This window comes from Sphingobium sp. RSMS, from assembly GCF_005406185.4.
Lineage (GTDB): Bacteria > Pseudomonadota > Alphaproteobacteria > Sphingomonadales > Sphingomonadaceae > Sphingobium > Sphingobium fuliginis.
On sequence record NZ_RPFK02000003.1, the window covers coordinates 1 to 11,662 of the forward strand.

Annotated in this window: 12 protein-coding genes; 6 read left to right on the plus strand and 6 right to left on the minus strand. The window is 64.4% G+C overall.

The genetic code is table 11. The annotated features are described in order from the left end of the window. The 3 genes from EGM87_RS23295 to EGM87_RS23305 all read left to right on the plus strand — a co-directional run bounded on the left by EGM87_RS23295 (position 1) and on the right by EGM87_RS23305 (position 2,679). The gene (locus EGM87_RS23295; protein ID WP_015449219.1) at positions 1-1,203 is read left to right on the plus strand and encodes an AAA family ATPase; all 1,203 of its coding nucleotides are present in this window, start codon (positions 1-3) and stop codon (positions 1,201-1,203) included. A gap of 47 nt (positions 1,204-1,250) precedes the next feature. Then, positions 1,251-2,264 (plus strand): ParB/RepB/Spo0J family partition protein, encoded by a 1,014-nt coding sequence (locus tag EGM87_RS23300; protein ID WP_028056255.1) that lies wholly within the window; start codon positions 1,251-1,253, stop codon positions 2,262-2,264. 64 nt (positions 2,265-2,328) lie between these two features. Continuing rightward, positions 2,329-2,679 (plus strand): hypothetical protein, encoded by a 351-nt coding sequence (locus EGM87_RS23305; protein ID WP_017183653.1) that lies wholly within the window; start codon positions 2,329-2,331, stop codon positions 2,677-2,679. 44 nt (positions 2,680-2,723) lie between these two features. Here the strand turns inward: EGM87_RS23305 and EGM87_RS23310 are convergent, their stop codons facing one another. From EGM87_RS23310 to EGM87_RS23320, 3 genes are all read right to left on the minus strand, one after another. After that, positions 2,724-3,407: an RES family NAD+ phosphorylase gene (locus tag EGM87_RS23310; RefSeq protein ID WP_015449222.1), complete on the minus strand. Its 684-nt coding sequence runs from the start codon at positions 3,405-3,407 to the stop codon at positions 2,724-2,726. Further along, entirely contained in the window at positions 3,407-3,805 is a 399-nt protein-coding gene (locus EGM87_RS23315) for an antitoxin Xre-like helix-turn-helix domain-containing protein (protein WP_015449223.1), read from the minus strand. The genes EGM87_RS23310 and EGM87_RS23315 overlap by 1 nt, the downstream gene beginning before the upstream one ends. 96 nt (positions 3,806-3,901) lie before the next feature. Then, positions 3,902-5,068 (minus strand): hypothetical protein, encoded by a 1,167-nt coding sequence (locus tag EGM87_RS23320; protein ID WP_015449224.1) that lies wholly within the window; start codon positions 5,066-5,068, stop codon positions 3,902-3,904. A gap of 146 nt (positions 5,069-5,214) precedes the next feature. Between EGM87_RS23320 and EGM87_RS23325 the strand changes: the two genes are divergently transcribed. Then, entirely contained in the window at positions 5,215-6,453 is a 1,239-nt protein-coding gene (locus tag EGM87_RS23325; protein WP_013039113.1) for a site-specific integrase, read from the plus strand. A gap of 314 nt (positions 6,454-6,767) precedes the next feature. On the opposite strand, the gene EGM87_RS23330 is transcribed toward EGM87_RS23325, so the two are convergent. Together EGM87_RS23330 and EGM87_RS23335 are read right to left on the minus strand one after the other, a co-directional pair. Then, on the minus strand, positions 6,768-7,646 hold the full coding sequence (locus EGM87_RS23330) for an AAA family ATPase (RefSeq protein ID WP_009824028.1): 879 nt from the start codon (positions 7,644-7,646) through the stop codon (positions 6,768-6,770). Beyond that, on the minus strand, positions 7,573-8,973 hold the full coding sequence (locus EGM87_RS23335) for a TnsB C-terminal domain-containing protein (RefSeq protein ID WP_004212864.1): 1,401 nt from the start codon (positions 8,971-8,973) through the stop codon (positions 7,573-7,575). The genes EGM87_RS23330 and EGM87_RS23335 overlap by 74 nt, the downstream gene beginning before the upstream one ends. Before the next feature lie 191 nt (positions 8,974-9,164). Between EGM87_RS23335 and EGM87_RS23340 the strand changes: the two genes are divergently transcribed. Beyond that, positions 9,165-9,737: a recombinase family protein gene (locus EGM87_RS23340; RefSeq protein ID WP_137710498.1), complete on the plus strand. Its 573-nt coding sequence runs from the start codon at positions 9,165-9,167 to the stop codon at positions 9,735-9,737. Between the two features lie 289 nt (positions 9,738-10,026). Beyond that, positions 10,027-11,229 (plus strand): aspartyl protease family protein, encoded by a 1,203-nt coding sequence (locus EGM87_RS23345; protein ID WP_013039112.1) that lies wholly within the window; start codon positions 10,027-10,029, stop codon positions 11,227-11,229. Here EGM87_RS23345 and EGM87_RS23350 read toward each other — a convergent pair. Continuing rightward, the gene (locus tag EGM87_RS23350) at positions 11,223-11,642 is read right to left on the minus strand and encodes a MerR family transcriptional regulator (protein ID WP_007406847.1); all 420 of its coding nucleotides are present in this window, start codon (positions 11,640-11,642) and stop codon (positions 11,223-11,225) included. The two genes, EGM87_RS23345 and EGM87_RS23350, sit on opposite strands and share 7 nt — an antisense overlap. Positions 11,643-11,662: the final 20 nt, after the last annotated feature.

Here is an 11,662-nt window from a genome sequence, read left to right on the forward strand (position 1 = left end):
TTGGCTGCATCACTCGATATTGAGGGCACGCAGGATCTGCTGTCCGTCTCAACGCTTGCACAACGGACCAGCTCTGTTCTCGAGCGGCTCCGCGACTCTGCGCGTAGCGCCCGGGCGGACGAACGGCGCGAGCCCACCTTCCCGATCGGTAAAGCGGCCGAACTGGTCGGCCGGACCGCGGCGGCCATTCGCGAGGCCGAGAAGGACGGCCGCTTGCCGCCGCCTCCGCGAACCGAAAATAATCGGCGCGTCGGTTATACCCTGGCGCAGCTCAACGACATGCGGGGATTGTTCGGCACCCGGCCCTGGCGGGCTGCCACCGACCCCTGCTGCGTCATCGCGGTGCAGAACTTCAAGGGCGGGGTCGGGAAATCGACCCTGTCGGTGCATCTGGCCCAATATCTCGCGATCAAGGGCTACCGGGTGGCCCTCATTGATTGCGACAGCCAGGCGTCGGCAACGACCCTGTTCGGCTATGTTCCCGACCTCGACCTAACCGAGGAGGACACGCTCTATCCGTTCTTGCGGCATGACGACATGGAGGCGCTCGATTACGCCCTGCGCAAGACTCACTTCGACGGCCTCGAGCTTGTCCCGGCCAATCTCCGGTTGTTCCAGTCGGAATATGAAATCGCGGCGCGTATGGCGCGCGGGCAGGGGAACCTGATCGATCGCATGGCACAAGGCATTGCGAGCATAGCCGATCGGTTTGATGTCGTTGTTCTCGACCCGCCGCCGGCGCTCGGTGCGATCTCGCTTTCGGTGCTGCGTGCGGCCAATGCGCTGGTCGTGCCGGTGCCGCCGACGGTAATGGACTTCTCGTCGACTGCAGCCTTCCTCGCCATGCTCGACGAGACCATCGAGACTCTGGCTGATCGCGGCTTGGCCCCGTCGCTGCAGTTTCTGCGCTTCGTGGCCTCCAAGGTCGACGAGAACAAGTCGATGCAGAAGGAATTGCTGAACCTGATGCGGACCCTTTTCGGCCACGCGATCGTGCGCACACCGCTCAAGGATTCGGCGGAAATCGACAATGCGACGGCGCGGCTGATGACGGTCTATGAGCTTGACGGACCTGTCACCAGTTCGGCGGTGCGCAACCGCTGCCTCGCCTATCTCGACGGCGTGAACAGTGAAATCGAGGTCGACATCCGGTCGATGTGGCCCAGCCATCTGGCGCGCTTGCGCAAGGAGGGCCTCGCCTGATGCGAGCAAAATTGCACCGGTGCAATTCCGGGTAGAAGGGGTGGATGATGAGCAAGAAAAACGCCAACTTCGCGGCTGATCTGGTCGCCGGAATCGACCCGGGGGCGCAAGCTCCAGCGGCCCGGCGCCCCGGCATCGGTGCGAGCGTCCTGGCGGGTCGAGAAAGCCGGCTTGCCGAATTGGCGACGGGCAGTGTCGTCTCACGCACCCATGAACTCGTTGATCCTGCACGCTGCCGGATGTGGGTCGGCCATAACCGCGAATATGCGCTGCTTAACGAGGAGCGGTGCGCCGATCTCATCGAGAGCATCAAGGCGCAGGGCAAACAGGAAATGCCCGCCATCGTCCGCCGTGTGAAGGACGACCCTGCCTTCGATTTCGAGGTGATTTGCGGCGCGCGCCGGCATTGGACGATCAGTTGGCTGCGCGCCCACAACTATCCGGATTTCCGCTTTCTCGTCGATATCCGCAGCCTTACCGACGAAGAGGCTTTCCGGCTTGCGGACCTGGAAAACCGGGCGCGCGACGACCTTACCGATCTGGAGCGCGCGCGCGATTATTTGCGCGCGCTCGACGCCTATTATGAAGGGCGCCAGAAGGTCATGGCCGAGCGGATCAACGTCACGGAAAGCTGGCTCAGCCGCTATCTCGACCTTGCCCGACTGCCGGCAGAACTGATGGCGGCCTTTGCCATCCCACAGGATCTCAGGATCAAGCATGTCACCGCGATCAAGCCTCTCTTGAAACCGGAGGACCGGCGGCAGCGTGTGTTCGCCGAGGCGGGGCGTCTCGCTCAGGTGCAGTCCGACCGCGCAGCACCGATGCCGGTTCCCGATATCATACGCGCTCTCGCTCTGGCCGCCGATCCCCCCAAGAGGTCAGGATCCCCCAAGAAGTCAGGAAAGCCAGAAACGATCGTGTCCGAAGGGGGGAAACCATTGCTGAAAGTGGAGGCGGTGGATCGTAAGGGTCTCAAGCTCACCCTGCTTCCGCATGCCGGTGGTACGCGGGCTGAAGCGGAGGCCGCGTTGAAAGCCCTGCTCGATCAGCATTGGAGCTAGGACAATCTTCAGCGGTTCTGAGATGTGAGAGTTTTGTCTTCACATGTTGAATATGGACTGCCCAATGACTGCAGCCTTCCAGGATGACATTCGCGAGAATGAGATCATCGCGCCCCGTCGTCTGGCGGAGCGCCTGCGCTTCTCCATGGCGCATTTGGCTCGCGTTGCTCGCCTGGATCGTAAGGCCATGACTCTGTATCCCTCCGCCCCGACCGTGCAGATTAAACTGGAGGAAATAGCCCGAGTTATAACGCGAGCGGCAGAGCTCGCAGGCGAAGAAGGCAAGGCGGTTATCTGGTTCAAGCATCAACCCCTTTCTGGAGTTGGGAAAACGGCTGCGGAATTGGTTGCGAATGGCGATATCGATATCGTCATGGAAGATCTCGATCGTATGGCTGCCGGGGTCTATTCCTGACAGGCGTCACTCGATGCCGAAAGGCTAGCTTGTCCGCAGGACCTTTAGGTGAATGTCTTCTTCTCGTAGACGGTGACAATCGCCCGGCCATCCCAAACGTAGCACAGGTGCCGCTCCTGTCGGCAGTTTGCGAGTAGGCGAGGGCGGAACACCGCGGCGCACTCGCCGTCGGTGTCGCGCACGCTTTGGTATACGATGCCATCCGAACCTTGCTCACGCAGGTGTCGGCCAAGCGCCTGGCCGGCGGCATAACTGTCCGGGGCGTAGAGGGCAGGGCGTTCATCGCGCAGGCCGCGAATATCGTGGAGCATGGCGTCCAAGTCGACCGCGTAGACGCGCATGTCGAGTTCCTGCGCCGGTTCGTGGGTGTACGCCATGAAGCGGGTTCGGTGATGGCTCGTCTCGGCAACCGCAGTCTCGATGGTGTTGGAAGCATAGAACAACCCGAAACTGCCGTCACAGAATCGGCTGCCATCTGGATTGAGGTGGGTGAACGCTGCCATGATTGCCGATGTCCCGGGTCCCGATACGCGGTCCTCCGATGGGACGAGCGCAAGGTCCCCGACCTCGTCGCGAAGCCGGTCGTTGGTCATCGCCTCGATCGCATAGACCGCTTCTAAATCGGCCGGATCCGCGACGTCTTCAAACAGCGATATGGGCGGGAACCGGCTTGCGACGATCCGATAGCACGGTTGCCACCGCACTTGCGTCGTCGCAATAGCATCCATCAGCCGCGCTGCGCGTCGATATATTGGCGCACCACGTAGAGATCGGCGACATTGCCCGAGGCCATCCGCTCGATCGCCGGGCGTCCGGCGAACAGCGGCGCCTCATTGGGTTTGCGTACCCATTCGTTGGCGGTACGGGGCAGGAGCATCTTCAGCCCCTTGTAGATCCCCATGACATAGGAGATGCGCTCCAGCGCATCCTTGGGAATCGCCGCGACGGCGCCGCGCTTCCAGGTCTGGAAGGTCGAGCGGCTGTCGAGCCCGAGAAGCTTCATCTGCTCGGCTTCCTTAAGGCCCCAGGCGTCGGCAATGCGGAAAAAGGTGCGCAGCGCCGGACCGCTCAGGTCCTTGCGGCTAGGCGCTTTGGCGGGGACGCCGGAATGGGCAGCTGTGGCCATTGGCCATCTCCTTCTTTCTCTGTCTATGTATGATATCTGTACATAACGTCAAGAGGAGATCAGTTTTCATACACGCCTAATGCGCGCGAGGCCGCGTCAGGGATGGCCAGAACTGCCGGCGAGCAGCCGGTCGATCTCGCCCATCGCCGCGTCGAACTCGGTGAGCGCCGGATGGGGGAGCGCGAGAGCGTGGTCCAGGGGTGCCGACAACCGATCCCTTCGCGGCGCTTCGGCGACCAGCAGAACCTTGCCCTTGATGCTCGCGCGCCGCGCGAGGCCCGCTGTGACTAGCGCGTCGCCGATCGCATAGGTGCCGCGCCGGCTGATCCCGAACGCCGAGGTCATCTGATCGAGCCCGAGCGGCGCAAAACCAGCGAGCAGGATCCACACCTGCGGTGCCCGCGCGCTCGAGCGCAGGTGCCCCAGCTGCTCGCGCATCAGCGCCGCGCGCCGTCGCGCTTTCGCGACCAGCTCTGCAAGCCGGGTAGCGCTGGCGTGGAGAGTTCGCGCTGAGACAATGGCGCGTTCGCCAGGCCAGAGCTGCGGCTGAAGCGTTTCGGCGGTCACCGCGCCGGGGCAGGGGAGGGCAAGCTGCCACGCGCCGCACGCGGCCAGCAGCCGCCCCAGCGAGGCATCGACCGCCCAGAGCGGTGTGCGCGGGGCGGCCTGCTCGATCGCCACCGCGCGGTTCCCAAGCGAACGGATTTGCACCGCGCGCTCCAGCGGCGCGAACAGCGGATCGGCGTGCAGCAGCGCGTGAAGGCGCGCCAGACCCGCGAAGGGCAGGGGAATCTCGTCATCCGCGCCGGCCTGTTTCACCAGCGTGATCGCTCTGCCGATCGCCTCCTCCGCCAGCGCATCTTCGGCTTGCATCGGGCGGTCGGCCCCGAAGCGAGCGGCCAGAGCGATGGTCTGCGCGGCGTCGGCAAGCGGTTCCCACGGATGATGGCTGAGTTCGCCCAGCAGGGCGCGGACCACGGCATAGGCGGAGCAGGCGGTGAGGGGCGTCTCTTGGGGGCCGCGATCGAGCCCGGCGAACCAGGCGTTGAACCGGTGTTCGGCGTCAGCAAATCCCGCCTGCGCCAAGGCCGAGAGGAGCACCTCGCGCAGCAGCCCTACGCAGAACAGCCGCTTTTCGGTATCGGTGAGGCCGGTGAGGAGCCCGTCGAGGCGGCCGAGCGCGAGCGCGCATTCCGCCTGCGCCTGGCCAAGCGCCTCGGGCGGAGCGTCGGTGTCGGCGGCAAGGGGATGGAAGCGCTCCATGCCGAATGTGTAGTGAATGCCAAAACACTGCACAACTGCTCGGAGGGTCCGTAAATGAACATGTGATAATTGCAGTTATCACATAAGCAGATTTGACCGTTCTTTATAAGGTGGGCTACAAGCGCGGCTGAGGAGCGAGGCGCGTCGTGAGCACCGAAACCGCCCGGGAAGGGCCAGAAATCCCCGTAGCGCCGCCTGAGGCTGTCCTGCCGGCCGTCAGGGCGCCGGCCGACCTTGCGTGGACGATCGTGCAGATGCGCGCCGGCGAGCGCATCACCGTCAACGAGGGCCTGATCGCCGCCTATCAGGCCGCTTCATCGCCCCATAGCATCCGTGCGCTCAAGTCCGACGTCGAGGCGTTCGATGCGTGGTGTAGGCGCAACAACCGGATCGCGCTGCCGGCCACGCCCGAGACCGTGGCCGATTATCTCGACGCGCGGGCCGGGAAGGGGAGCCGGCCGGCCTCGCTATCCCGCTACAAGGCGTCGATCGCCAAGATCCACCAGCTGCTCGAGCTCAAGGATCCGACGCCGGCGCCGCTGGTGAAGCTGCGGCTCCAGACGGTGCGCCGCGAGAAGGGGGCTGCGCAGAAGCAGGCGCGGCCGCTGCGGTTCAAGGGCCCGGTGCGCGACGTCGAGCGCGACAAGGCGCGGGGGCTCAACATCCGCGCGCTGCTCGAGAGTTGTGGCGAGGATCTGCCGGGGCTGCGTGATCGGGCGCTGCTATCGGCCGCTTATGACACCGGGCTGCGCGCCTCCGAACTGGTGGCGGTCGCCATTGAGCATATTGAGGAGGCGATCGATCCCGAAGCGCGGCTGCTGCAGATTCTGCGTCATAAGGGCGATCAAGACGGGGAGGGGGCGACCGCCTACCTCAGCCCGCGCACCGTCGCGGCGATCGCGGCGTGGACCGAAGCGGCGGGGATCACGACAGGGCCGCTGTTCCGGCGGGTGCAGGTGCGGCGCTACAAGGCGCGGGCAGCCGTGCGCGGTCGGCCGATCGACAGCATCTCGGGCCGGGAGACGTGGGATCTGCGCAAGACGCTGTCCAAGCCGGCGGTGAAGGCGCGCGTCGAATATGACATCGGCACCGTGGCGCTGCACCCGGGCTCGATCGGACCAATCTTTCGGTCGATCATCGGCCGCGCGTTCGACCGTGGCGCGCTGCCCGATTTGACGGCGGACGATCTGGCGCGGTTGCTGAAGGGGATCAGTGCGCACTCGACGCGGATCGGGCTCAATCAGGACCTGTTCGCCAGCGGGGAGGATTTGGCCGGCATCATGGACGCGCTGCGGTGGAAGTCGCCGCGGATGCCGCTCGCTTATAATCGCAATCTCGCGGCAGAGCAGGGGGCGGCGGGGCGCCTTATGGCGAAGATTGGCTAGTCATGACGGCCTAAATAGGTCTTTGGATGATGCCGTGCGACCACACGACGGCGGCAGGTAGATCGAGGGATTTGCGCAGCGGCAAGAACCGGAGAAGGGAGGCTGAGCCCCCGGGGTCTTGAGCTACAACGTTAAGCCTAAGAAACGGGCAGGGGCCTGGTAGCGCGTAGTGTATGAGCGAAGCCACCATCGCTCAAACTCATCAGCACAGTCCAATTTCGAAGAGGAAACAAGAAAGTGGTTCCGGAAACGGTATGGATCTTATCCTGTGTAAACGCTCGCGCTAAATGGCGGCGTTCTGATCGCGCTATTTGTCAGTTGCCGGGTCCGATGACGAGGCAATCGCGCGCGGCCTGAACGATGTCAGCGGTGACCTCCTCGACGCGGTTGAGGGTCATGATCCGCCGCATCTGCGCGAACAGGCGCTCCATGAGCCGGAAGTTGCCGCGCGTGATGCGGATCACGGCTGCCTGCGCTTCGATCGCGTCGAGTTGGGCCGGGTCGAAGCTGATCCCGAAATCGCCGGCGTGGGTCGCGAGCAGCAGCCGCATTTCGGTCTCGGTAAGCGGTTTGAACTCGTGGACGAAGCCGATCCGCGAGTAGAGCTGGGCATAGCGGGCGAGGCGCTTCTCCAAGCCCGGCATACCCATCAGGATCAGCCCGAAGCCGTGGCGATCGGCCATGTCGCGGAGATGTTCGAGCGACTTTATGGTCAGGCGGTCGGCCTCGTCGACGATGACGAGGGGGCAGGCGATGCGGGCGGCGTCATGGGTGATTTCGTCCTGCGAGCCGCCCGCGACCGTCAGCCGGGCATAGCCCAGCTTAATGAGGTTGAGGCCCAACACCGCGTCGATCGTCTTGGGCGTGTTGCTGACCGACACGGTGTAGAAGACGGCGCGGCAGCGAGCGACCTTTTCGCCAAGGAGCGCGGCAATGGGACGGAGCGCGGCATATTCCCCCAGGTCGGGGAAGCTGGAAAACTCGCGCGCCGATCGCGTCTTTCCGACGCCCGGCCGGCCATGACACACGCCGATATAGCGGTAGTGCGCGCAGGCTTCGGCAAACTCGACGAACCGGGCATGTTCGCGGGTCGCCAGGAACGGCTGCTCGACCAGGAACTCAATCGTCAGCGGCGTAGAGCCGGAGCCCTCGGTAGGTGGTGGGCCGGGAAGCCGTATCCTCTTGGTCGCCATCGAAGGTCTCCGTGGGGGCAGGCACCTGCTTGTCGCGCTCCTTCGCGCCGCGCCGGGCGCGCTGGATCGCGCGCAACGACGGGTGCCCAGCGTGCTCGGAGCTGAGCGCACGGCAGACGAACCGGCCCTGGTGGTAGACGTGGATCTCGGTCAGGTCGCGGGGGTCATAGACCGCCTCGACCTGCTCGCCGACGAAGGCCGCGAGCGTGGGTTCGACATAGCGCCTGCCCATCAGACGGATGCCGTCGCGCAGCACTTTACGGGGCTTGGGCACGTGCACGAGCAGCATGTCGAGCTGTTCAAGGCTGTCGGGCATTGCGGGCAGGAACCCGCCCTTCTGCCAGCGCGTGATCGGCGGTTCGCCGGTGCTGCCATGCGGGCGACGATGATAGACGCCGCACACGAACGCCTCGAAGCGGGCGCGCAGCTCGTCGAGCGTGAGCACTGGCGCCGACAGCGGCTTGCCCGCGATCAGGTGGCCGGGCAGGTCGGGCAGGAACATGTCGTTGATGGTGCGGAACAGCCGCTCGATCTTGCCGCGCCCGCGAGGACGCCCCGGCAGCGAATGGATGAGGCGGATTTTGAGGGCGATGCACGCCTGCTCGATATGCTCGGAGATGAAATCCGAGCCGTTGTCGACGTAAAGCTGTTCGGGAATGCCGCTGACGATCCATTCGGGATTGGGCTTGCGCCAGATCGCCTGCCGCAAGGCGAGCGCCGTGTTGAGGGCACTGGGGGCATCGAGGCTGAGGAAGTAACCGGCGATGGCTCGGCTGTGATCGTCAACGATGACGGTCAGCCAAGGACGCACCGGGGTTCCGGCATCATCGAGCACGAGAATGTCGAGAACGGTATGATCGGCCTGCCACATCTCGTTCGAGGTCGCGGCTTCGCGCCGATGCACTAGCTCGTGCTGGTCGCGGTAGACGGCCGGATCGGAGGCTGCGGCGATCTGGCTTGCCGGTATCGCCCTGACGACACGCGCGACGGCCGCATAGCTGGGGGTTCGGTGTCCATGCGCGATGGCGAGTTCCTGCACCTTTCGGTGAATGGCGGCGACCGGGGGTCGCGGGCGCTTGGTGGCGAGAGTGCGGGTCAGTTCGACCAGATGTTCCGGCAGGTGCAGCCTGCCCCGATCGTTGCGCGGCAGACGCGCGAGACCGGCAAGTCCTTCGGCACGGTAGCGCCCGAGCCAGCGCTGCAACGTCCGCTCGCTCAGCGTGCCGGTGCGGGCGAGGTCCGCGAGCGGGATGCCATCGGCGAGGTGCGGTTCAAGGACGCGGTAGCGCTCGATCGCCAGCGGCGGGACAAGCGCCGGATGCGTCACCGCCGACGGTCCGTGTCGCAGGTAAGGAAAACGGAGATTTGCCTGCCCATCGCCATGCGAGTCCGCTCGCGTTGCCAAACCGGCCTGTTCGACGTAAATCTACCCGGTAAAGAAAACTAGGGCAACATAGACCTGCCGATGACGACTTTCTTCCCAAACCGCGCCCGATCGGGGCGCCACCGGCCCTACGCATGAAAATCGGTTACGCCCGCGTATCGACCGCCGAGCAGAACCTGGACCTCCAGCGTGATGCGCTGAAGGCTGCCGGCTGCGAGAAGGTCATCACCGACAAGGCCTCCGGGGCGACTGCCGCTCGCCCTGGATTGGAAAAGGTGAAGGAGCTGCTTCGCGCCGGCGACACACTGGTGGTCTGGCGCCTCGACAGGCTCGGCCGCTCGCTCCGTGATCTGATCGGATGGCTGACCTACCTCGACGAGGAAAAGGTCGGGCTGCTGAGCCTGCACGAGGCGATCGACACGACCACCACGTCGGGCAAGCTTACCTTCCACCTGTTCGGGGCATTGGCGGAGTTCGAGCGCAACCTGATCCGCGAGCGGACCCAGGCCGGTCTCACCGCAGCCCGCGCTCGCGGCAAGAAGGGTGGCCGGCCGGCCGCACTCGGCAAGGACAAGCGCGACCTGCCCGTCAGGCTCTACCACGAGAACACGATGCCGATCGCCAAGATTTGCTCGATGCTCGGCATCTCCAAGCCAAAACTCTACGCCTATGTGCGATCGGCCGAGACCAAGCCGGTAGCCGCGTAGCGACGCTCGCCGACAAATAGCGCGATCAGAATGCCGCCACTTAGCGCGAGCGTTTACACCGTTCGCGGTCCCGATCGGCCCAGCGTCCCCCGGAACCGTTCGTTATCGGGAAGGCATCTAAGCGGTCTGCACCATCCTTCATCTAAAGTTCTCCAAGCGCTTCTGAGGATTTTCGGGCGCACCAAAAGCACTTGCTCCTCCAGTGGCTGGAGCATGTAACCGCAATTTGCTCTCCTGCGGACGGGGGGCTGGAGGTGGCTTTTTGACGGCCCGTGTTGAAGCAATCGGTATGTCTCGACGCTCATTAGTGGCGCGGCTGGTGGCCTGTGGAACCGGCTTGGTGCTCGGTTCTCCAACGCTCGCGCGACAGACTTCCCGGTCTGCGGGCTCGTGGAACTTCGGTGCGGCTCACCTCGAATGGGAGCCGCTGGAAGTCGGCACGGGTGATACCCTCCTTGTTTCGGCACAAGTGCGCGGAGTGCCGGTGCGGGCGGTGCTCGACAGTGGCAGCGGCGCGTCGATCATGAGCACGGCGCTCGCGGCGAAGCTCGGCTTGAACGATGGTGAGCGGCGCATGATTAGCGGGCTGAGCGCCAAGGCCCCGGTGCTGCTGGTCCGCGACATCGACGTACAGCTCGCCCGCGAAACCCGTCGCTTACCCTTTGCCGTCGTTGGTGATCTGAGTTCAGTGTCGGCGGCCTTCGGACGACCGATCGATATCCTCCTCGGTGCCGATATGTTCACGGGTAGCTGCATCGCGCTCGATTTCGCGAAAAGGCGTATGGCGGTCGTCAAGTCAGGCACGTTTCTCGCCGGTCCCGACTGGCGCGCTGTCGCGCTCGGGCGCGGTGCCAAGCAGGAGCTGTTCATTCGAGCTTCCGTCTCGGGTTTGCCTCCCGTGCCCTTGATGATCGATCTTGGCAGCTCGGCCGCGCTGATGCTCTCGTCGGCCTATGCCCGCGATCAAGGGCTGTTGAACGGGAAGCTCGTCTCGACCGCGGCGATCGGCGGCGTCGATGGTGTGCGTATCAACGATGCTTTCACGATCCAGAACATCAACATCGAAGGGCTTGGCGTCTCGAACGTCCCCACACTCGGGATGAGAGCTTGGCTCTCCACCAGCACGGTTGGCAATGTCGGCCTACCGCTGATCGCTCAATTCGACGTGGTGTTCGACGTGACCGCCGGATTCGTGTGGCTCCGGCCACTCGGTCCTCGTCGTCGCCTGCCGATGCTGAAGGACCGTAGCGGCCTTGGCCTCGCAGCCTCACCAACGGCGCTCACCGTTGTTCATGTGGCGGCGAACAGTCCCGCGGAAAAGGCTGGCTGGGCGGTCGGCGACCGGATCGTGGCGGTGAACGGCCATTCGATCGATGCGAACTATACGCGTGGGGAGCTCTGGCAAGTGCGCTCCCGGCCTGCTGGCACCCTCGTAAAGCTGACGATGGCCTCGGGTGATGTGCGCGAGCTCAGGCTGGCCGATTATTATTGATCGGCTTGAGGGTGGCCTTTGCCGATCGCCTTCATGATCCGACAATCGGCCATGCGCGCCTTGGTGCAGCTCTGGCTGAGCATTGCCAACTCATCCCGCAACACCGCGAGTTGCGCCAGTCTCTCCTCCACATCCTTGAGGTGCTGAGCAGCGATAGCTGAGGCGGCACCACAATCCTGGTCCGGGTTCTGCGCCAGCCCCATCAACGAACGGATCTCGTCGACGGAGAAGCCAAGCCGGCGACCGTTGCGGATGAAGTGCAAACGCTCAATGTCACTGGCATCGTAGGTTCTGCGACCCGACGCCGTGCGAGGGGCGGATCGGAGCAACCCGATCGACTCATAAAAGCGGATCGTCGTCACCTTCGTCGAGGTCTCGCTGGCGAGCTGCCCAATCATCACCGGCTTCATCATGCCATCCTTGCTTATGCGAA

Coding starts and splice junctions, on each gene's coding strand:
- EGM87_RS23300 (WP_028056255.1), top strand. CDS start 1,251: ATGAGCAAGAAAAACGCCAACTTCGCGGCTGATCTGGTCGCCGGAATC.
- EGM87_RS23330 (WP_009824028.1), bottom strand. CDS start 7,646: ATGGCGACCAAGAGGATACGGCTTCCCGGCCCACCACCTACCGAGGGC.
- EGM87_RS23320 (WP_015449224.1), bottom strand. CDS start 5,068: ATGGAGCGCTTCCATCCCCTTGCCGCCGACACCGACGCTCCGCCCGAG.
- EGM87_RS23340 (WP_137710498.1), top strand. CDS start 9,165: ATGAAAATCGGTTACGCCCGCGTATCGACCGCCGAGCAGAACCTGGAC.
- EGM87_RS23305 (WP_017183653.1), top strand. CDS start 2,329: ATGACTGCAGCCTTCCAGGATGACATTCGCGAGAATGAGATCATCGCG.
- EGM87_RS23345 (WP_013039112.1), top strand. CDS start 10,027: ATGTCTCGACGCTCATTAGTGGCGCGGCTGGTGGCCTGTGGAACCGGC.
- EGM87_RS23310 (WP_015449222.1), bottom strand. CDS start 3,407: ATGGATGCTATTGCGACGACGCAAGTGCGGTGGCAACCGTGCTATCGG.
- EGM87_RS23350 (WP_007406847.1), bottom strand. CDS start 11,642: ATGATGAAGCCGGTGATGATTGGGCAGCTCGCCAGCGAGACCTCGACG.
- EGM87_RS23315 (WP_015449223.1), bottom strand. CDS start 3,805: ATGGCCACAGCTGCCCATTCCGGCGTCCCCGCCAAAGCGCCTAGCCGC.